Source organism: Nostoc favosum CHAB5714, from assembly GCF_020829495.1.
GTDB classification, from domain to species: Bacteria; Cyanobacteriota; Cyanobacteriia; order Cyanobacteriales; family Nostocaceae; genus Nostoc; species Nostoc favosum.
In genome coordinates this window covers 24,479-43,770 of the sequence record NZ_JAIVFQ010000018.1, presented here as the reverse complement: position 1 = coordinate 43,770, position 19,292 = coordinate 24,479, and the positions used below count along the sequence as shown (strand labels likewise).

Below are 19,292 nucleotides of genomic sequence, written 5' to 3'. Positions count from 1 at the left end.
TGGGGCATGGGGCATAGGGAGCAGGGGAGGCAGGGGAAAATAGTTTGTAGCTGTAATTCAGGGAATTAGTATAAATTCTAACTTCTAACTTCTAACTCCTAACTCCTAACTCCTAACTCCTAACTCCTAACTTTTAATTACTGGCTGCAAAGGTAATAATTTGGGACGGAGAGCGTCGGGATTAATACCTGCTTTGTGTGCTACCAATATACCTACTGCTTCTAAATATGAGTTTACCTGTATAGATTTGATCCCCAACGGTTGGGGAGGAACTTTTATAAGAGTTTTATTTTCTTCTACTGTAATTATTTGGCATCGTCTTTGGCTTAAACTCAGTAAGGCACTGCTACCACAAGCAGTTGCAGGTACGATCGCAGCATCTACTTCATCTACCCAAATATCTTCTTGCTGCGATCCGATTGCTCCTCTCTCTACTATAAATTGTGGGGCACGACTTAATCCTACAAGGACGCACGGCAAAAAGGTATAGCCCAATTCTTCGGCGGCGGAACGGGGAGATAAATCAGGTTGTGGAGGTTCGCTCAAAAGGGCGGGAGAATGGGCGCAAGGAATTTGAAAGGTTCGCACTAGCAAATGGCTAATTACGGCTTCTGCACCCGCGAGAGAATCTACGCCTTCACCCTGGCGGTATTTTTGTACTGCTTCTGAGTCTATATCATCGGGGAAACGGGCAACAACTGCGATCGCTTCTGCCCCGGCTTTTTTAATTAATATCTCTGCTGCCCGTAATAAACTATCTGGGTTACCAATTGTTCCCCAACTAGCTCCCGATGCTGTAGACCGTAATTCTACATTTAATGGTGCATCAGTAATTACATAATCTGTTAGGGTCAATCCCAGAGTTGCTCTGACTGCATCTGCTGCTTGTATATGTCGTAGCCGTAACTCTGGCTCAATAGCTTGGTCTAAAAGCAAACCTACCTTATTAGTGCGGACTGGACGCAAACCCCAGCACCCAGACGCAAATTTGTCAAGCCCGTAACCTTCAACATAGAAAGCATTTGCGAGATTCCAATACAAACTTGCGCCATTAAGGACATTGGGGTGAGTAATTAGGCGATCGCAAACCTGTGCTATAACTTTGGCTACAGGCAAAGCATCTCCTGCATAACCCCCAATGGCAGCCCCAACGCCAGTTGGTACAATTAAAATAGCGGTGTATGGACGATTCATTGTAAGTTATGAGTGCTGAGTTATGAGTGATGAGTTTATGAATCACAAGCCATCAAATACTAACTCCTAACTCCTAACTTCTAACTCTTAACTCTTAACTGTAGTTACCACGGCTTCAACTGTAGCTTTTTGTTCGTCAACGTCCACAGAGGTAATTGCCCAACGCAGAGGTTCGCCTTGTTTCTTTAACTCTGTTTCAATTACTTCTAATAATTCTGCGGGAGTTTCTTGTAAATCAATTTCTGCGGTAATAAAATGAGTCGTCATTTTGGTAAATCCTGTTGATTTGTAGTTTCTAGAATAGCTGATTTCATCTGCGATGAAATACTTATGTAATTTATCAGAATTGTTAACCTCAGTGAACAGTTATTCAGTTATGAATAATCATCCAATCTACTGATAACTGTTCGCTGATTATTTGCCTTTGCCAAATTGTAACTGATAAACTACATCTTCTTTTTCCGTCTGAATTTTCAAATCAGAAAGGGGTTTGGCAATACAAAGCAATACGTAACCTTGCTTTTGCAAATCTGGACTAACGCCCATACCATCAGTTTGATCCACAGTTCCCTCGCTTATTTGACCGGCACAAGTTGTGCAAACACCTGCATTACAAGAACTCGGCAGTTCCAAACCAGCAGCATCGGCAACTGATAAGATCGTTTCATTTTCAGGAACTTGCAAGGTATGAATTTTGCCTTGGTGATCAATTTCTACGGTGTAAGTTTTGGGCATATACAAAAGAAGGTGATGCTACGGACAAATTTATTAGTTTATCTGAATTAGTGAAAAATATCCAGATGTTACTATAAAAATTTAGGTAAAAGATTGATAATTATAGCAACCAATTCTGAGCATTTTGTAGGTTAGTAACATTATTTACTATACAATACACAAATAAAGTATACCAAAACTCAATTATTATTTTTGAATTTTGACTTCTCCAACGGGGCTGTGATAGCAAAAATCTGATTGTAAATTGCGTTTCGGGCGAGACATGAAAAGCTATAGCATTATTGCACTAAATATACAATAATTGATTAGCAATTTCGTCTGCGGTCAAAGTATCAAGAAGAATAGCAACCCTTTCGGCAATTTCATAAGAACTTCTACGTTTAGCAATCAAAATACCTGCATGAGGTTGACTATTAACTAGATAGTTTGTGTGTAATTCCTCAAAATCAAGTCGGTTATGAGTTAAAATACAATGCCCAATGGATACAGCAAAAGCTAGTTGTGTTTGATCTGGTTCTCCTAACATTTGCTGTTCTCGTACTGTCGTTGCATCAAAACCTCTTGCTAAAAGTAAAGTAGCTACAAGAACATCCACATCTTCATCAATATAAACTTGAGCAAAAATCGTCATTTTTGATTTAATCTAGCTTTAATAGCTGGATGGACTAATTCATCAGGGACATGATTCCGCTCGATATATTCATTAATTTCTGCTTGATTATCTAAGTAAAAACTCAAAGCATCAAAGACTTGCGCTAAGGTTAAATGAGGTAAGTGTAGCGGGATTTCTTCTGGTCTAATACCTAAACGCCAATTTTCAACAATTGCTCTCACAGGGGTTCTAGTTCCCTTAATAATCGGTTCACCTGATAAAATATCAGGCTGTCGGTTAACATAGCGAGAGTTTGTAGTAGTTGTCATACTATTGAGATTTTTGGCAGTATCTCTGTTAATGTATCACAGACTGGATTGAATGCGATGCGCAAAGAGTCAAACCACTCAAAGAAAGGATTTATACCATTAACGCTTAAATAACTCCTGATCTCCTTTGGTGAAGCTTCCATATTGGAATCTTTTTAAGCTCTGCGATCGCTGTAAATCAACAATATACACTAAGCTGTCGCGCATTTAACTTGCACATCTTTTCGTGTTGGTTGTTGACTGTTGACAGTTGACAGTTAACCGTCAGAGGTCAAGGAACTTAGGAAGTGACTATGTAATTTAAAAGCGTAATAGCTTATGTAGCGATGATTGCACTCACCAACAAACTTTGGTCATCAATGTTACAATGTTGACTCTTAAGGTTACAGCATTAAGCCTTAGAGCTAGAACATTTTGCCTTAAGGTGATAACATTAAGACTTCAGGTTATAACATTTTGCCTTAAGGTTACAACATTTTGCCTTAGAGCTAGAACATTTTGCCTTAAGGTTACAACATTAAGGCTTAAAGTTAAAGCGATCGCTTGGAATACAGACCATTTGTAGGGGCACAGCAATGCTGTGCCCTATTGTCTATTGCTTAAACATAATATTATTTTGCTGAAAATCAACCTTTGATGATTAAATTCCGAGAAATTACGGGCATAAATAAAAACTTTTACTAAAAAAATGCGCTTTTTGCTGAACCAGAATCCAGGTTAATTGAGACACAATAGCTCTGTAAAGCTTTTAAAGGTGTAAAATTATGACTCGAAAACAACGTAGTTCCCGGATTCTAGAAAAAGCTGAGTTTAGAGTTGCTGGGCTGAAAGCTATCGATCCAAATATCAATTTTGATGATACTTACAACTTGCAAAACCTGACTCAATTAATAGACAATTTTCACAATATGCTTGATGATTATAATGCTGCTATAGCTATGATTGACTCTTCTAGAAAAAAGCTGGATGAGATGGAAAAAACCTTGAGTCAGGTTTCAGACAAAATGCTGATGGGGGTTGGTTTCAAGTACGGCAAAAACAGCAATGAATATGAACTTGCAGGTGGCGTTCGAGACAGCGAACGTATCCGTAAAAGCAGATTGACACGCTTGAAAGCTAACACAGATAAAACATCAGATGAAAATGCAATAACCACCCTAGTACCGTTAGGCAAAAGTTTAAGCGAGTAAAGTAAACCCTTAGAACTTGAGTAACCCCACCTTTTACGTTATCAGCAAGAGATAGTTAGGGCACGGCATCCACAATCTTTTTGTAATTATTTTATCTAACTGGTGCCGTGCCCATAAAAATAATTTATGTGTCCCAAACATGATTGAAATTGGTATAAATTGGGTTTTGGGCAAAGGCATGAAAAATTAAAGTTAATTAGCCAAATATGACATTACAGATACAGCAGATCGCAACTTGGTTGAGGTATAGATTCTCGTAAGGGCACAACAATGTTGTGCCCCTACCCGTGTACTTCAATTACCTGAAGTACGCTGTATAATAAAAATTTGTATTCATCCAGGAATTCCGCAATTTTCAGATCAAATGACCCGTTTTATACATGATAAATTTGCCAAAGACTATCTAGAAGAACTACTAAAAGATTACGGAGAAGTCAAGGCATCAGAAAAAGTATCAGGAGAGATTAAAGAAATAGATGTTTTATTCACTCCTGCCAAACAGCAAAGCTCTAATATACAAATACTGGGTTTGCTAGGAAGATTTGCGGAACATCCTGCAATTATAGAACCATACCGCAATCCAGCTTCTACCGATGAAATATGCGACTGCATTCTAAAATTATTAGAAGTCAAGGCTCTCCTACGACGAGAAGCTAAAACCAATAAAACCAAACTTCAGGACTCAGAAATTCCCAAATTGTGGGTTCTTACTCCAACGGTATCTGAAACTAGATTGTCTAGCTTTGGAACTATGCAAAAAGCAGGTTGGTTATCGGGAGTACATTTTCTGCCAGATGCATTGCGGACAGCAATTGTGGGGATACACCAATTACCGCAAACACCAGAGACATTATGGTTAAGGCTTTTAGGGAGGGGAAATGTGCAGTCACAAGCAATTGTCGAGTTGCAAGCGTTACCATTAGATTATCCATACCAGAAAGCAACTCTCGAATTAGTTTATAACTTACGCGAAAACTTGAGAGTAAACCAAGAATTAGAAGCAGATGATAGGGAGTTAATTATGCGATTAGAGCCACTTTATCAAAGAAACAGAGAACAAGCTATACAAGAAGGAAATAAACAAGGAGAACAACGTTTAATTACACGTCAACTCAATCGCCGTATTGGTGAGATTGATCCATCATTAATCGAGCGAATTCAAGGTTTATCGCTCGAACAATTAGAGAATTTAGGAGAAGCATTACTAGACTTTTCTAACGTCGCTGATTTAGAAACTTGGTTAAACCAACAATCAATCTAATTCATTATTACTACACCTGGCGACTAAAAGTCGCGGCTATACAGACTTGTGTTGAGCGGAGTCGAAATACAAAACCCACCGACCTGGGTTAAAAATCCTTGATTTCCTCTTAGTCCACGGAGGTGGACTTTGTTTGTGTAGTAGCAAATTCTATTCGCCTAATACTTTTCAAACTATACCTTCAGTATAAAAAAACTTGATAATAACCGATTACCAGTAAGGCTTGCAGTAATAAAATTAAGCTAAACTTTTATAGCCAAGTATTGCCTAAAAATATTTCATAATTGAAGGGAGAAAATCCCAATGGAGAAGATAAAAATGCTGGAATCATATCGTAAACACGTTGCCCAAAGAGCAGCACTCGGTATTCCCCCTTTACCATTGGATGCGAAGCAAACCTCAGAATTATGTGAATTACTGAAAAATCCGCCAAAGGGTCAAGAGGAGATATTATTACATCTATTGCGCGATCGCGTTTCTCCTGGTGTTGATCCAGCAGCTTATGTCAAAGCTGGATTTCTCACCGCCATTGCCAAAAAGGAAATCATTAGTCCCTTGGTTTCGCGCATAGAAGCGGTGCAATTGCTGGGCACAATGATAGGTGGTTACAATGTGCAATCTTTAATCGATTTGCTGCAATGGCCCACCGTATCCGTCTCAGACTCATCCGAAACACCTCTAGTGATGGGTGGACAAGGAAAGGAACCCATCGCCGCTTATGCCGCCAACGCCTTAAGCAAAATCCTCTTGGTATATGACGCTTACCACGATGTTTTAGAGTTGTCTAAAACCAATCCTTTCGCCAAACGGGTGATAGACTCTTGGGCGGAAGCTGAATGGTTTACCCTTCGCCCCACAGTCCCAGAAGCGATTACTGTCACCGTTTTTAAAGTTCCTGGCGAAACCAATACCGACGATTTATCACCCGCCCAAAGCGCCACAACTCGCCCAGATATTCCCTTACACGCCTTAGTGATGTTAGAGTCACGGCAACCGGGAAGCTTGAAAACCATTGCCGAACTGAAGAAAAAAGGGCATCCTGTAGCTTACGTGGGGGATGTAGTTGGTACAGGTTCCTCGCGTAAATCTGCCATCAACTCGGTGTTGTGGCACATGGGAAATGATATACCTTTTGTGCCAAACAAACGCGCTGGGGGTTATGTTTTAGGTGGTGCGATCGCGCCAATCTTCTTTAACACAGCAGAAGATGCCGGTGCTTTGCCTATTCAGTGCGATGTCACCAAACTAGAAACCGGCATGGTAATTACCATCCATCCCTACAAAGGCGAAATCACAAACGTTGCTGGCGAAGTCATTTCCACCTTCGCCCTCAAACCTGACACCATCCTCGATGAAGTTCGCGCAGGTGGACGCATCCCCCTACTTATCGGACGTACCCTCACCGATAAAACTCGTCTTGCACTTGGTTTAGAACCCAGCACAGTTTTCACCCGTCCCCAGCAAGCCTTTGATACAGGCAAAGGCTACAGCCTAGCACAGAAAATGGTAGGTAAAGCTTGCGGATTACCTGGTGTGCGTCCCGGCACATCTTGCGAACCCATCATCACCACCGTTGGTTCTCAAGATACCACAGGCCCCATGACCCGCGACGAATTGAAAGAACTCGCCTGTCTTGGTTTCAGTGCAGACTTAGTGATACAAAGTTTCTGCCATACTGCTGCTTATCCCAAACCAGTAGACATCCAAACTCATCACGAACTCCCCGACTTCTTTGCATCTCGTGGTGGAGTTGCCCTCCGTCCCGGTGATGGTATCATCCACTCTTGGTTAAACCGGATGCTGCTACCCGACACCGTGGGAACTGGCGGCGACTCTCACACCCGCTTCCCCTTGGGTATTTCCTTCCCCGCCGGTTCTGGATTGGTAGCTTTTGCAGCCGCCTTGGGTGTCATGCCTTTAGATATGCCAGAGTCAGTATTGGTAAGATTTAAAGGTGAATTGCAACCAGGTATCACCCTGCGGGATGTCGTGAATGCCATTCCCTACGTAGCAATTCAAAAAGGTTTGTTGACAGCAGAGAAGCAGAATAAGAAAAATGTTTTCTCCGGGCGAATTCTGGAAATAGAAGGTTTGCCAGATTTAAAAGTTGAACAAGCCTTTGAACTCACCGATGCTAGCGCCGAACGTTCTTGTGCCGGATGCACAATTAAGCTGAGTGTAGAGACAATTTCTGAATATCTGCGTTCTAACGTAGCGCTACTGAAAAATATGATAGCACGGGGCTATCACGATCCGCGTACCATGCTGCGTCGTGTGGCAAAAATGGAAGAATGGTTAGCAAATCCCGTGTTATTAGAAGGCGATGCCGATGCGGAGTATGCCGAAATAATTGAAATTGATTTGAACGAAATTAAAGAACCAATTGTTGCCGCTCCCAATGACCCCGATAATGTGAAATTATTATCGGAAGTTGCTAATGATCCAGTGCAAGAAGTATTCGTCGGTTCTTGTATGACGAATATTGGTCATTATCGCGCAACAGCCAAAGTTTTGGAAGGTGCCGGTGAAGTGAAAACTCGCCTGTGGATAGCACCACCAACGCGCATGGATGAACACCAATTAAAAGAAGAAGGTGTATACAGCGTTTTTGGGGCTGCGGGTGCTAGAACAGAAATGCCGGGATGCAGTTTGTGCATGGGTAATCAGGCGCGAGTTGCTGATGGAACAACAGTGTTTTCTACCTCTACCCGCAACTTCAATAATCGCATGGGTAAAGATGCCCGAGTGTATCTTGGTTCAGCAGAATTAGCCGCAGTTTGCGCCCTGCTGGGACGGCTTCCGACAGTGCAGGAATATTTGGATATTGTGGCGAGTCGAATTCATCCTTTTGCAGATGATTTGTATCGGTATTTGAACTTCGATCAAATTGCCGGTTTTGAGGATGAAGGGCGAGTGATTTCTAAAGAGGAGCAGGCTTTGTTAGTATAGTTTAATTAGGTGGGTGTTATGCCCACCTAATTTTTAGCGTTTCCAAGAGGAATATTCATGACTAGTCCATCTTTTATAAATGAAAAAAACCTTTATGAACAAGACTTTTACTTGTGGACACAAACAATTGCCCAGCAGTTAAAAGAAAATAATTTTAATGAAATAGATATACCTAATTTAATTGAAGAAATTGAAAGCATGGGGAGAAGTGAAAAACGCGAATTAAAAAATCGATTAATTGTACTATTGATGCACTTACTGAAATGGCAATACCAACTAGAAAAACGTAGTGAAAGTTGGCGCAGTACCATTTCTGAACAGCGTATCTGTATTGAAACATTATTAGAAGATAGTCCCAGTTTGCAACCTCTACTTGCAGAAGTATTTGAAGATTGTTATCGAAAAGCTCGTCTCAAAGCATCTGATGAAACAGGGATTAAATTAAATTTCTTTCCTAAAGAATCTCCATTTACATTAGAAGAAACGTTAAAGAATACTTATTAAGTTGTATGAATTAATTCAAAATGCAGCGTTGTGATTTACTATGTTTTCACCAATTGATCATTCTATCAGCGCGATCGCACCTTCGCACTTCGCACACAGACCTAACCCCCCAACCCCCTTCCCTACTAGCGTTGGGGGAGAAATCTGGCTCCCCTCTCCGCTTGCCTAACGGCAGGCTGACGCCAACGGAGAGGGGTTGGGGGAGAGGTCAATCTATGCGATCGCGATAAACTGTTAAAGTCTAATTACTTGACACTAATGGATACCCCTGATTCCTCAAGTACGATTGTCAAGTAGTAGAGCGAATTGACTGAAAACACCTATTCGTCCTCATCCCTAGCCCCTTTCCCAACTTTGAGAGAGGAATTTAGGGTGAGGGTCTAAAGATGTTTCTTCCAAAACGGGATGCTCCCTGATAGTCAAAGATAAATGTTTTCTTCACAAGTTCCTCAAAATGTTTTGCTATAAACATAAATAAGGGGTGAAAACCTTTAATAAATTTAAAATTCACAAGTCGCTAAACATAGTTGAGGGATTAGTCATTTTTGACAATCCAGCATCTGGAAACCCGAAACCGTAAAGACCAATTACCAATGAAATCGGAGGTCTATATGATGTTTAAAAAAATTATAGTTGCATTAGATCGCTCGGAAATAGGGCAACAGGTTTTTCAGGAAGCGTTGGGTTTAGCAAAGTTAACACAAGCCAGCTTAATGCTAGTACATGTCCTATCTCCCGAAGAAGAGTGTAGCCCTTACGTACCTATGGTGTCTAATTTTGACTACTATCCAGGATTGAACAGTCAAAGCTTCGAGTTATACCAAAAGCAGTGGGATACCTTTAAAAATTTAGGAATCCAGATGTTGCAATCTTTCTGCGCTCAAGCTAGCGCAGCAGGTGTAACTACGGAATTTACACAAAATATTGGTAATCCTGGTCGCATCATTTGTGATTTTGCTCATAGTTATAGCGCTGACCTAATTGTGATGGGGCGTCGGGGTCGTTCTGGGCTGATGGAACTATTTCTCGGTAGTGTAAGTAACTATGTTCTTCACCATGCTCCTTGTACGGTGCATGTTGTGCATCTTTCAGTTGCTCCTAAAACACATGAAGTTGTCAAAGAAACTACAAGCAGTTTAAGCGTTAACTAATTACTAATACCAATTTGAAAAAAGAATGCGACAGATGGGTAGGGGCACAACAATGTTGTGCCCTTACAAATAATTGATGTGTCGCAAACATTATTTGAGGTATAACATTGCATAAATCTGAGCGAGCCAAACTCTGAATTTGGTTTATTTTCGCCTACCTACTTCTCTCAATTTCCACAACCGATTCTTAACTGCACGGTATTGGGCTAAAATTAAGCGTAGGTATAGCCCAATACGCTTGGGTTAAGGATAATTGTAGGTTGGGTTGAACGAACGCGAACAGCGTCCCGTAGGGAAGTGAAACCCAACAAATGCCCGAAAATGTTGGGTTACCCTGCGGGAAGCCCCTTTGGGTCTACGTTCCTCAACCCAACCTACACATTTTTATTTTTTGGGCTTAACCCAAGCGTATTGAGGTATGTTAAAACTTCATTCATTTTGTAGCCAAATTAACCTAAACATATACATTTATGATAGTTTGAGATAGACAACTTGAAAAGTTTTTCGAGCCTCGTCATTAAGATTAAGTAGACCTTAATCACCTAAGAAAAGTAATCCTGATGAATATAGTTCAGAGGGATAGGGGATGTCAGGTAGTACATCCAAGGCGTATTACTTCAACATTTAAGCGTGTCCATGCTGAAATTGGAGTAGCTCAAACACCTGTAAAATAGCCTGTCTATATTTGGCTATGTGAAAGGTAACTATAGCCCGCACTTCTCTACGAGACGCTGCGCGTAGCTTGCTTCCCCGAAGGGGTAGGGCTGCGCTCAGTGACCACCGTAGACATCGCTTTTTCAGTGAAAAAGAAAAAGTCCGCTACCCAAAATTAGAGTTGAGAGCGAAAAGTGGATCTATGAAAGAAGATACTATCGAGATCACTGGTTTTCATGCTCATGTTTACTTCGATCCCGCCAGTCGGGATGTAGCTGCGCGTGTACGTGAAGGATTGGGCGCTAGATTTGACGTGCAACTTGGACGCTGGTTTGACAAGCCCATCGGCCCCCATCCAAAAGGAATGTATCAAGTTGCTTTCTTACCGAATCAGTTTGATAAAGTCGTTCCCTGGCTAATGCTTAATCGTCACGGATTAGATATTCTCGTCCACCCTGAGACAGGCGATGCTGTGGCTGACCACGCGGTTCATTCTTTATGGTTAGGAGAAAAGCTAGATTTGAATATTGAGTTTCTTCGACAGCTTAATTCAACTTTATCTAATTAACAGAAGTGGCCCACTTTATTGGGTAAAAGTTCTGGTCTGGGGCGTAGAACTTTTTCTGTTGATTTATTTTAATGAATATTAAACCGATTGGCGTTGAACACAATTTAAATTATGAATTATGAATTATGAATTATGAATTATGAATTATGAATTATGAATTATGAATTATCTTGACTTTAATATTTAGTCAATCGGCAGTTGCTTGAGTAAAGCTATCCACATATCGGACGGATCTGAGTAATAATCAACTTCCTCAACTTGATATTGATAAGATTCATAACCTTCTCGTAAAATAATGCGATCGCAGGGTTTAATGCCTTTCCCGATTCCAGTCATATACCCGATCGTTCCTTCATTGAGGCGCTCAAATACGTAGTCGCTTCCACAAACTAGTTGGCTATAATCGTGTACTTTATGCTTCTGTTTTAATTCGTTTGCTGGAAAGCTAACTAGGGCTAACTTATTTAAAAAACTAAAACTTAAGTTCATACCTGTTCTGATCAAAGACATAAATGAGTTCTCCCCAAGAAGAAATATATAACGAAGAGTTCTAGACTGTAAGTGAATCTCAATTCCTTTCAATCACCAATCCAGAATTGAACTAGTTCCGTGGGTTTAAGTCCCCCGGTTCAATAAAAAAGCAAGTTTTGTGTTGGGCTTAAATCCCCATTACAAAACTTAATTACGAATTACGTTAGCGCAGCGTTAGCGAGTCATCGAGCGTCATTACGAATTACGAATTACGAATTATTTAACAGGTGGACAATCTAGTTAGTAATCAACCACATTGACAGCTAGTAAAGGCAATTTATCACCCGATGTCTAATTAAGCAGTTCGTTGAGAAGATAATTAATAATAATTTATAAAATAAGATCAATGATTTTCAATTATTTTTTCTTAAATCTTAATTTTTAATTATTAATGTTTGAATTAATGTTTGAATTAATGTTTGAATTAATGTTTGATTTTACTCCATGATATCTTTTGCCCAACAACTATTTAAATTTACAGTACCATCAATTGCAGCTTCAACTGTAAAACCACCGAATTATTGGACAAGAAGAGGTCAGATATGACATTTTTTTACTTAACTAGATAATCCTAAAATTTATAAAGCTTTTATGTCTTGAGAATGTCATCTATGTATCTTTTTTAAGATAAATAGCATCTAGTCCTTACTAATGGTTTTTAGGGCTACATCTACCTGCTCTAGTAATACTTCTAGGGTGGAGGAGTTATCTAAAACGACATCTGCATGAGTCACTTTTTCTTCGAGAGATAATTGGCTGTTGATCCTGGCTTGTGCCTGTTCTCTATTTAAATGGTTTCGTTGTATCAATCTTTGTAGCTGTTGCTCTTGGGAACAACGCACTACCCAAATTTCTGTAACTAAATCAGTCATCCCAGCTTCAAATAATAGAGGCACTACTAACACCAGTGTTTGCGAGGAAGATAGGGCGATCGCTTTGAGGAAGCGATCGCGCACATCAGGATGAATCAAATTGTCTATCCAGTTGCGTTCATCTTGACGATTAAAGATAATTTCCCCTAGCTTTTGGCGGTTGAGGCTGCCATCTGGTAGTAAAATTTGTTCGCCGTAACGTTGAGCGATCACACCAAGAATAGGCGAACCTAAAGATACTGCCTCTCTAGCATAAATATCTGCATCCAGAATCGGCAGCTTATAAGTGCTAGCCAAATAATTAGTGACAGTGGTTTTGCCTGTGGCAATACCGCCAGTTAAGCCGATTATACGTTTTGTCATTAGTCATTAGTCATTGGGCATTGGGCATTGGGCATTGGGCATTGGGCATTGGGCAATAATTAATAGTTCTTCTCCCCCTCATCTCCCTCATCTCCCTCATCTCCCTCATCTCCCTCATCTCCCTCATCTCCCTCATCTCCCTCATCTCCCTCATCTCCCTCATCTCCCTCATCTAAGAATTTGTCGCCCATGTTATCAATGCTTGGGTTAAACCATCTAAAGTATATTCTTGGGCTTCTACATCCACACGCCTGAATAAAAAATGACAGGTTTTGGAGGTTTGCGGCCCGATAGAGGCAATACAAACGCCCTCTAATAATTGACTAGGATCAGAGTTGTTGGAAAATATCTTGTCAGTAAGTTGACAGAAAAATTGCACAGTTTTAGAACTGGCAAAAGTAATCACATCTATCTTGCGGTTTTGGAGAGCTAACTGTGCCTCTGGTGGAATACCACTTGGACAACAAGATTGATATGCGGCAACTTCTATCACCTTTGCTCCCTTGAGAGTTAATTCCTTAACCAAAATTTCTCTGCCGCCGCTTTCAACTCTGGGAAATAAAACCTTTTTACCATGCAGATCCTCTGGGAAATTTTCTACTAAAGAATCGGCAACAAAGTTGGGGGGAATAAAATCTGGTTGGAGAGAGTGTTGTTTGAGACAATGGGCTGTTTTCTCACCAACGACGGCAATTTTGACGCCTGCTAAGGCACGGCTATCTTTACCTTGGGCGATTAGCCTTTCAAAAAAGTAGTCTATGCCATTGGTAGAAGTGAGAATTAACCAGTCGAAGTCAAATAAATGAGCGATCGCATTATCCAAAGCTTCCCAACTGGAGGGCGGGGCGATTTCTAAGGTAGGCATTTCGATGACTGTTGCACCTAATGCGATGAGGCGATCGCTAAATTGGCTCGATTGTCCAACTGAACGTGTCACCAAGATTGTTTTGCCACTGAGGGGAAGAGGAGATAAGGGGAAGTTACTTAACATAGGTTGGGGTATAAAAATACTCTCGTTCACAGCCGGAACCTGAGAATGCTTTTCTCCAGACTCCTGCCTGATAATTTGGTCTAAATATATATTCTCAGGTTGTAAGTACTTCCGTAGCCCAACAACTTCGCCAATAACAATTACTGCTGGAGAAAGGGATAATTCGGTGGTTTGTTCCACAATATTGCCCAGTTGCGCTGTCCAAATTTGTTGACGAGGAGTTCCTGCCCAACGGATGATGGCAATGGGTGTTAAGTGCGATCGCCCGTGTCGCACCAGTTGATGTACAATTTCTGGCAGATGTTGCCCTCCCATCAAAATTACCAGTGTCTCTAGCCGTGAGAGTGCCTCCCAGTCTAAAACTTCTGGTTCATGAGCTGTAAGCACTGCAAAAGTGCGACTCAACACCGGATCTGTGAGGGGAATTCCTGCTAACAAAGGTGCTGCTAGGGCTGAGGAAATTCCTGGTACTAGTTCAAAATCACAACCAGATGCTTTCAGCGCTTCAATTTCGGAAGTACAACGCCCAAAAATCAACGGATCGCCTGATTTGAGCCGTACAACTTGTTTCCCTTGCTGGCAATGCTTTACTAGTAACTTGTTAATATCAGCTTGGGTTGTACTGGGTTTACCACCGCGTTTTCCAACATCCAACTTCAAGCAATCAGGTGGTACGCACTGCAACAATTGAGCATCTACCAGGGCATCGTAGACTAAAACCTGAGCAGCAGCTAAGAGATTGTAAGCTTTTACCGTCAGGTATGCCACATCTCCAGGCCCAGCACCTACGAGGTAGACTTTACCCTTTTCTTGAGTCATCGTCATTTGTCAATTGTCATTGGGCATTGGGCATTGGGCATTGGGCATTGGGCATTGGGCATTGGGCATTGGGCATTGGGCATTGGGCATTGGGCATTGGGAAGAGGTAGAGGGACAGAGGAGATATATTTTAGAATACAATTTGGTGTCAACATAGTTTTATGACTCTTTGATACTCATTAATGAGGTTTAGAACTCCGTTAATGAGTCTTTTGATACTCGCCAACGAGTCTTTGATACTCGCCAACGAGTCTTTGATACTCGCCAACGAGTCTTTGATACTCGCCAACGAGTCTTTGATACTCGCCAACGAGTCTTTGATACTCGCCAACGAGTCTTTGATACTCGCCAACGAGTCTTTAATACTCGCAGACGAGTCTTTGATACTCGTTAATGAGTCTTTAATACTCGCGGACGCAGATTCAGAACTTCACTCCTTTGCTGCCATGCCCAATGCCCCATGCCCCATGCCCAATTCCCAATGCCCAATGCCCCATGCCCATTATTCAATTCGTTCGGATATTCATTTTTTGGATTAGCTGATCAACTTGCTCAACCATCTCCTTATTTTCCTCAGCTTGGAATAACTCTCTGGCTTTTTTGAGATTAACGATCGCTTCTTCTAGCTGTTGTTCTCTTCCTAAAGTGATCCCCAAATTATAGTAAGTGAATGCATCGTTGGGTACTAGGCTAATGGCTTTTTTGTAATGTGCGATCGCTTCTTGGGGTTTACCTTGATCGTCCATCGCATTTCCCAAACCCGTGTAAGCTTGTGCATGTTTGGGATCAAGGCGAATCGCTTCGGTATAATCTGCGATTGCTTCTGTTAGCTTGCCTTGAGCGTAAAAAGCGCTTGCTAAATTATAGTGAGCGTCTGCATAGTTAGGAGCGAAGCTAATGGCTTTTTGGTAATGTGCGATCGCTTCTTCTAGTTTGCCTTGAGCGTAGAGAGTATTTCCCAAGGCGTTATAACCTGCTGGATTTTTTGGATCGAGGCGAATAGCGGCTGTATATTCGGCGATTGCTTCGGCTGGCTTTCCTTGAGCATACAAGGCGTTCCCTAAGTAATAGTGAGCGTCTGCATACTTGGGATCAAAGCTAATGGATTTTTTGTACTGAGTAACTGCTTCTGCTAGCTCACCTTGATCGTAGAGAGCATTTCCCAGACGGGTATAAGTTGGGGCATAATTGGGTTTGAGGCGAATAGCTGCTGTATATTCGGTGACTGCTTCTGTTAGCTTGCCTTGAGCGTAGAGAGCATTTCCTAAGTTATAGTGAGCGTCTGCATAGTTGGGTTCAAGGCTGATAGCTTTTTTATATTGTGCGATCGCCGCTTCTAACTGATTGAGTCTTGTTAAAGTCAAACCTAAATTAAAGTATGCTCCAGAGTTTTTCGGATCGAGGCTAATGGCTTTTTTGTAAATAGCGATCGCTTCTTGTGGTTTCCCTTGATCGTCGAGAGTATTTGCCAAAGCAATATAAGCTTGGGCAAAGTTGGGTTCTAGTTCAATTGCTTTCCGAAAAGCCGCCTCTGCTCCTTTGAAATCTCCTTGTTTGTAGAGATTGGTTCCTTGCTCGAAGTTAGCAACTGCGTTTTTGCTCTGAGGAACTGCGGACTGTGCATCATGAATTTTTGATAAAACAACGCCGACATCTTTACCAAAGGCACTATCCCCATTACTCAAACACAAGCAGATAATAGCTGCTACCAGTAGATTCTTGTTTTTCAGCATTTTTATTACTTTACCTGCTTAGTTTACGTGTAATATCGAGTGCGGCTAGTTGCCATCATAAAAACACCCCTGCCCCTCCCTGTTTGCGTACAACACAAGTCTTGCCGCAGCCATATCTTTATTAATAAATCTCGCACTGCGTTTCTATCCCGCCTCGGAATAAATTCCGAGTCTCATAGCTGAAGTCCACTAAGCGTGGACTGAATTGATCATTTAGTCCACGCTTAGTGGACTTTCGCTATGAGCCGCTGAACTTCAGTTCTGAGCGGGATGTCGGTGAGTGTGACAGTTTCACTCTGACAAAAATGTGGTTAGAGAATTTTTCGACTTGTGTGTACACAGTAGGCTTGCGAGGAGGGAAGCAAAAGCATAGCTTTGGCAAAGTTATAGCAGGAATTATAAGTGATTAACCTAACTGGATACAACTATACTCTCATAGAAATGCTCATTTCTACACAATCAATAGGGCTTTATTAAAAGTAAAAAGTCCTTTTTTAGGTAATTGCTGACACTTTTGCTTCAACAAGTTTAGCAATGGCTGCAATTAATTTTTCTGGGTTAAAAGGCTTGGGTAAATGCATCTGAAACCCAGCTTTTAGTGCTTCTTGCTGGTCATCGTTTCTAGCAAAAGCCGTCAAGGCAATTGCTGGAATTTGTCCACCTTGTTCTGGTGTCCAAGTTCTCACTTGACGTATTAACATATAGCCATCCATATCGGGCATACTAATATCACTGACCAACACATCTGGCTTTACCTCTGCTAGAGTTTGTAATGCTTCAGAAGCGGAAGATAAAGCGATAACAAAAGCCCCATCTTGCTCTAATACAAAAGCAGCAAAATCTAGCGAATCAGCATCATCATCGATAACTAAAACCCGAACGCCAGCGAGAGGTAAAGACTTAGGAGTTAATAATACAGGGTAGTTTTGTTCATCCGTCAGGCTTGGGCTTTCATCTTGCAGAAGCGGCAAACTAACAGTAAATGTTGCCCCTTTGTCCTCACCGTGGCTATCTGCTTTGACAATGCCGCCATGTATCTCGATGATATTACGCACGATTGCCAATCCCAGCCCTAATCCACCAAAATTTCTCGTAGATGTGCTATCTGCTTGGCGGAAGTAATCAAATACGAATGGCAAAAACTCAGCGCTAATTCCCTTACCTGTATCGCTAACTATGATTTGAGCATAGCCATCAGCTTGCTTTAGTCGCACTTGTACCTTTCCTCCCTTGGGTGTAAATTTGACAGCGTTAGAAAGGAGATTCCAGACGACTTGCTGCAAACGAGTAGAGTCACCCATAACTTCCCCCACATCGGGTTCAAATACTGTACTTACCTCAATCAACTTTGCTTCTGCGGCTAAACGCATTGTCTGTAATGCGGACAATATCGTAGACTCTAGATTAATCTTCGTAATATCCAGCGTCAGTTTGCCCTGTAAAATTCTGGAGATATCCAGCAAGTCTTCAATGAGTTGAACCTGTAAGGTGGCATTCCGCTCGATTGTGGCTAGTGCTTCAGATGTTTTTGCTTGGTTTAACCTGCCGGTTTGCAACAACTTTGACCAGCCGAGAATTGCGTTCAGTGGAGTGCGTAGTTCGTGAGAGAGGACGGCTAAAAATTCATCTTTAATTCGATTGGCTGTTTCTGCTTTAGCTCGTGCTATTTGTTCTAATTCCAGCAGGTGCGCCCGTTCTTCAAGTATTTCTTTTTGTTCGTGGATATCTGTACATGTTCCAAACCACTTTACTACAATACCTTGCTCATCTTTGAGTGGTAAACCTCGTGCTAGCTGCCAACGATAGGAGCCATCAGAAGCCCGTTTAAAGCGATATTCATTGTTATATATAGTGCTATTTTTTACAGCATTAGACCAAACTTCATCAGCATTTTGGATATCATCTGGATGCAATGCAGCCAACCAACCAGAACCCAAGGATTGCTCTAATGTTAGCCCAGTGTATTCGCACCAATTTTGATTAAAAAAATCACATTCACCGTTAGGATTGGTTGTCCATACAAGTTGGGGAATTGCCTCAGCCAAGTAACGGTAGCGTTCTTCGCTTTGTCGAAGAATTTCTAAGATGCGTTGGCGTTCAAGGATTTCTTGTTGTAATTGCTCATTAGTCTTGCTAATTTCATTGGTGCGAACAGCAACCATTTCTTCGAGATGATTCTGGTATTTTCGTAGTTCCTCCTCTACCCGTAAGCGTTCGCCTATTTGTATTTGAAGTTCTTGATTTGCTTGTTCTAGTTGAACAGGGCTAGGAAGTGCCAGTGCTTGTGGTACTAGAGGTATAAGTTGTACTGCTGTAATTACAGATATTATTGCAGTTACTGCTTTGACAAACCCCGATACCCAATAAATTGGATGCCAAAGCGTCCAAATCTCTATTAAATGAGTGGTGCCGCAAGCTACGATAAATCCACTAAACAGGAGAAAAATCCAATCAAAGGGCAAATCCTGCCGCTTGCGGACAATGTAGAAGAGTGTAGCTGGAATCGAGTAATAAGCTAGTGCAATGAAGGCGTCAGATAATATGTGTAACCAAACTAAATTCGTTTGCCATAGATAGCAGTGTCCATGTGGAATAAATGCTCCTGATGTAAAAAAATTATTCCACAATTCTGATATTATGTCTGACATAAACACTTAATTTTTTTGAATCTATAAAATTTACTACTAAATTTATTTTTTTAATTAGCCCAAGTTGTTCGCACATTTTAAATTTACTATTATCCTGTCTGAAGATAGGAATAAGAGAATGAGTAAACGAACCGCAAAGGGCGCAAAGAGCGCAAAGGTAAGAGAGTTGTAAAGGGTTTTTGCATCAGTACCGTGAACTTTTGAAAAA

19 protein-coding genes are annotated in these 19,292 nt (G+C 41.3%); 7 read left to right on the top strand and 12 right to left on the bottom strand.

Annotated elements, in window-relative coordinates; all coding sequences use genetic code 11:
* Window positions 1-126 precede the first annotated feature (126 nt).
* The 5 genes from LC586_RS14675 to LC586_RS14655 all read right to left on the bottom strand — a co-directional run bounded on the left by LC586_RS14675 (window position 127) and on the right by LC586_RS14655 (window position 2,850).
* Window positions 127-1,194, bottom strand: a complete 1,068-nt coding sequence (locus LC586_RS14675) for a DUF3326 domain-containing protein (RefSeq protein ID WP_229485520.1) — start codon at window positions 1,192-1,194, stop codon at window positions 127-129.
* 87 nt (window positions 1,195-1,281) lie between these two features.
* Complete coding sequence (locus LC586_RS14670) at window positions 1,282-1,461, bottom strand: DUF8621 family protein (protein ID WP_229485519.1); 180 nt, start codon at window positions 1,459-1,461, stop codon at window positions 1,282-1,284.
* Window positions 1,462-1,608: 147 nt separating this feature from the next.
* The gene (locus LC586_RS14665; protein WP_229485518.1) at window positions 1,609-1,929 is read right to left on the bottom strand and encodes a 2Fe-2S iron-sulfur cluster-binding protein; all 321 of its coding nucleotides are present in this window, start codon (window positions 1,927-1,929) and stop codon (window positions 1,609-1,611) included.
* Between the two features lie 286 nt (window positions 1,930-2,215).
* Entirely contained in the window at window positions 2,216-2,560 is a 345-nt protein-coding gene (locus tag LC586_RS14660) for a DUF5615 family PIN-like protein (protein WP_229485517.1), read from the bottom strand.
* Window positions 2,557-2,850, bottom strand: a complete 294-nt coding sequence (locus LC586_RS14655) for a DUF433 domain-containing protein (RefSeq protein ID WP_229485516.1) — start codon at window positions 2,848-2,850, stop codon at window positions 2,557-2,559. Before LC586_RS14655 ends, LC586_RS14660 begins: the two co-directional genes overlap by 4 nt.
* A gap of 764 nt (window positions 2,851-3,614) precedes the next feature.
* Between LC586_RS14655 and LC586_RS14650 the strand changes: the two genes are divergently transcribed.
* The 6 genes from LC586_RS14650 (at window position 3,615) to LC586_RS14625 (ending at window position 11,127) form a co-directional block, all read left to right on the top strand.
* On the top strand, window positions 3,615-4,040 hold the full coding sequence (locus tag LC586_RS14650; RefSeq protein ID WP_229485515.1) for a hypothetical protein: 426 nt from the start codon (window positions 3,615-3,617) through the stop codon (window positions 4,038-4,040).
* A gap of 364 nt (window positions 4,041-4,404) precedes the next feature.
* The gene (locus tag LC586_RS14645) at window positions 4,405-5,301 is read left to right on the top strand and encodes a DUF4351 domain-containing protein (RefSeq protein WP_229485514.1); all 897 of its coding nucleotides are present in this window, start codon (window positions 4,405-4,407) and stop codon (window positions 5,299-5,301) included.
* 318 nt (window positions 5,302-5,619) lie between these two features.
* A complete protein-coding gene (gene acnB / locus LC586_RS14640; protein ID WP_229485584.1) occupies window positions 5,620-8,250 on the top strand; it encodes a bifunctional aconitate hydratase 2/2-methylisocitrate dehydratase in 2,631 nt (876 codons plus the stop codon).
* 57 nt (window positions 8,251-8,307) lie between these two features.
* Window positions 8,308-8,754, top strand: a complete 447-nt coding sequence (locus tag LC586_RS14635; protein WP_229485513.1) for a DUF29 domain-containing protein — start codon at window positions 8,308-8,310, stop codon at window positions 8,752-8,754.
* 614 nt (window positions 8,755-9,368) lie between these two features.
* Window positions 9,369-9,905, top strand: a complete 537-nt coding sequence (locus LC586_RS14630) for a universal stress protein (RefSeq protein ID WP_229485583.1) — start codon at window positions 9,369-9,371, stop codon at window positions 9,903-9,905.
* Between the two features lie 856 nt (window positions 9,906-10,761).
* Window positions 10,762-11,127, top strand: coding sequence for a DOPA 4,5-dioxygenase family protein (locus LC586_RS14625; protein WP_229485512.1), 366 nt, complete (start codon window positions 10,762-10,764; stop codon window positions 11,125-11,127).
* Between the two features lie 183 nt (window positions 11,128-11,310).
* On the opposite strand, the gene LC586_RS14620 is transcribed toward LC586_RS14625, so the two are convergent.
* The 5 genes from LC586_RS14620 to LC586_RS14605 form a co-directional block, all read right to left on the bottom strand.
* Complete coding sequence (locus LC586_RS14620; protein ID WP_229485511.1) at window positions 11,311-11,637, bottom strand: hypothetical protein; 327 nt, start codon at window positions 11,635-11,637, stop codon at window positions 11,311-11,313.
* A 659-nt stretch (window positions 11,638-12,296) separates the two neighbouring features.
* On the bottom strand, window positions 12,297-12,893 hold the full coding sequence (gene coaE, locus LC586_RS14615) for a dephospho-CoA kinase (protein ID WP_229485510.1): 597 nt from the start codon (window positions 12,891-12,893) through the stop codon (window positions 12,297-12,299).
* A gap of 59 nt (window positions 12,894-12,952) precedes the next feature.
* Window positions 12,953-13,084 (bottom strand): hypothetical protein, encoded by a 132-nt coding sequence (locus LC586_RS40625; protein WP_267921675.1) that lies wholly within the window; start codon window positions 13,082-13,084, stop codon window positions 12,953-12,955.
* On the bottom strand, window positions 13,066-14,703 hold the full coding sequence (cobA, locus tag LC586_RS14610) for a uroporphyrinogen-III C-methyltransferase (RefSeq protein WP_229485582.1): 1,638 nt from the start codon (window positions 14,701-14,703) through the stop codon (window positions 13,066-13,068). The genes LC586_RS40625 and cobA overlap by 19 nt, the downstream gene beginning before the upstream one ends.
* A 2-nt stretch (window positions 14,704-14,705) precedes the next feature.
* Window positions 14,706-14,858 (bottom strand): hypothetical protein, encoded by a 153-nt coding sequence (locus LC586_RS14605; RefSeq protein ID WP_229485509.1) that lies wholly within the window; start codon window positions 14,856-14,858, stop codon window positions 14,706-14,708.
* A 48-nt stretch (window positions 14,859-14,906) separates the two neighbouring features.
* On the opposite strand from LC586_RS14605, the gene LC586_RS14600 reads away from it, so the two are divergent.
* Window positions 14,907-15,242, top strand: a complete 336-nt coding sequence (locus LC586_RS14600) for a hypothetical protein (RefSeq protein ID WP_229485508.1) — start codon at window positions 14,907-14,909, stop codon at window positions 15,240-15,242.
* On the opposite strand, the gene LC586_RS14595 is transcribed toward LC586_RS14600, so the two are convergent.
* Window positions 15,210-16,436, bottom strand: coding sequence for a tetratricopeptide repeat protein (locus LC586_RS14595; RefSeq protein ID WP_229485507.1), 1,227 nt, complete (start codon window positions 16,434-16,436; stop codon window positions 15,210-15,212). The two genes, LC586_RS14600 and LC586_RS14595, sit on opposite strands and share 33 nt — an antisense overlap.
* Window positions 16,437-16,930: 494 nt before the next feature.
* Complete coding sequence (locus tag LC586_RS14590) at window positions 16,931-19,084, bottom strand: hybrid sensor histidine kinase/response regulator (RefSeq protein ID WP_229485506.1); 2,154 nt, start codon at window positions 19,082-19,084, stop codon at window positions 16,931-16,933.
* Between the last annotated feature and the right edge of the window lie 208 nt (window positions 19,085-19,292).

What these genes read in the sequence shown, in the direction of transcription:
- acnB (WP_229485584.1), top strand. Translation starts at nt 5,620, where the DNA reads ATGCTGGAATCATATCGTAAACACGTTGCCCAAAGAGCAGCACTCGGT.
- coaE (WP_229485510.1), bottom strand. Translation starts at nt 12,893, where the DNA reads ATGACAAAACGTATAATCGGCTTAACTGGCGGTATTGCCACAGGCAAA.
- LC586_RS14605 (WP_229485509.1), bottom strand. Translation starts at nt 14,858, where the DNA reads ATGTTGACACCAAATTGTATTCTAAAATATATCTCCTCTGTCCCTCTA.
- LC586_RS14660 (WP_229485517.1), bottom strand. Translation starts at nt 2,560, where the DNA reads ATGACGATTTTTGCTCAAGTTTATATTGATGAAGATGTGGATGTTCTT.
- LC586_RS14600 (WP_229485508.1), top strand. Translation starts at nt 14,907, where the DNA reads ATGAGTCTTTTGATACTCGCCAACGAGTCTTTGATACTCGCCAACGAG.
- cobA (WP_229485582.1), bottom strand. Translation starts at nt 14,703, where the DNA reads ATGACTCAAGAAAAGGGTAAAGTCTACCTCGTAGGTGCTGGGCCTGGA.
- LC586_RS14635 (WP_229485513.1), top strand. Translation starts at nt 8,308, where the DNA reads ATGACTAGTCCATCTTTTATAAATGAAAAAAACCTTTATGAACAAGAC.
- LC586_RS14620 (WP_229485511.1), bottom strand. Translation starts at nt 11,637, where the DNA reads ATGTCTTTGATCAGAACAGGTATGAACTTAAGTTTTAGTTTTTTAAAT.
- LC586_RS14675 (WP_229485520.1), bottom strand. Translation starts at nt 1,194, where the DNA reads ATGAATCGTCCATACACCGCTATTTTAATTGTACCAACTGGCGTTGGG.
- LC586_RS14665 (WP_229485518.1), bottom strand. Translation starts at nt 1,929, where the DNA reads ATGCCCAAAACTTACACCGTAGAAATTGATCACCAAGGCAAAATTCAT.
- LC586_RS14655 (WP_229485516.1), bottom strand. Translation starts at nt 2,850, where the DNA reads ATGACAACTACTACAAACTCTCGCTATGTTAACCGACAGCCTGATATT.
- LC586_RS14625 (WP_229485512.1), top strand. Translation starts at nt 10,762, where the DNA reads ATGAAAGAAGATACTATCGAGATCACTGGTTTTCATGCTCATGTTTAC.
- LC586_RS40625 (WP_267921675.1), bottom strand. Translation starts at nt 13,084, where the DNA reads ATGGGCGACAAATTCTTAGATGAGGGAGATGAGGGAGATGAGGGAGAT.
- LC586_RS14645 (WP_229485514.1), top strand. Translation starts at nt 4,405, where the DNA reads ATGACCCGTTTTATACATGATAAATTTGCCAAAGACTATCTAGAAGAA.
- LC586_RS14630 (WP_229485583.1), top strand. Translation starts at nt 9,369, where the DNA reads ATGTTTAAAAAAATTATAGTTGCATTAGATCGCTCGGAAATAGGGCAA.
- LC586_RS14670 (WP_229485519.1), bottom strand. Translation starts at nt 1,461, where the DNA reads ATGACGACTCATTTTATTACCGCAGAAATTGATTTACAAGAAACTCCC.
- LC586_RS14590 (WP_229485506.1), bottom strand. Translation starts at nt 19,084, where the DNA reads ATGTCAGACATAATATCAGAATTGTGGAATAATTTTTTTACATCAGGA.
- LC586_RS14595 (WP_229485507.1), bottom strand. Translation starts at nt 16,436, where the DNA reads ATGCTGAAAAACAAGAATCTACTGGTAGCAGCTATTATCTGCTTGTGT.
- LC586_RS14650 (WP_229485515.1), top strand. Translation starts at nt 3,615, where the DNA reads ATGACTCGAAAACAACGTAGTTCCCGGATTCTAGAAAAAGCTGAGTTT.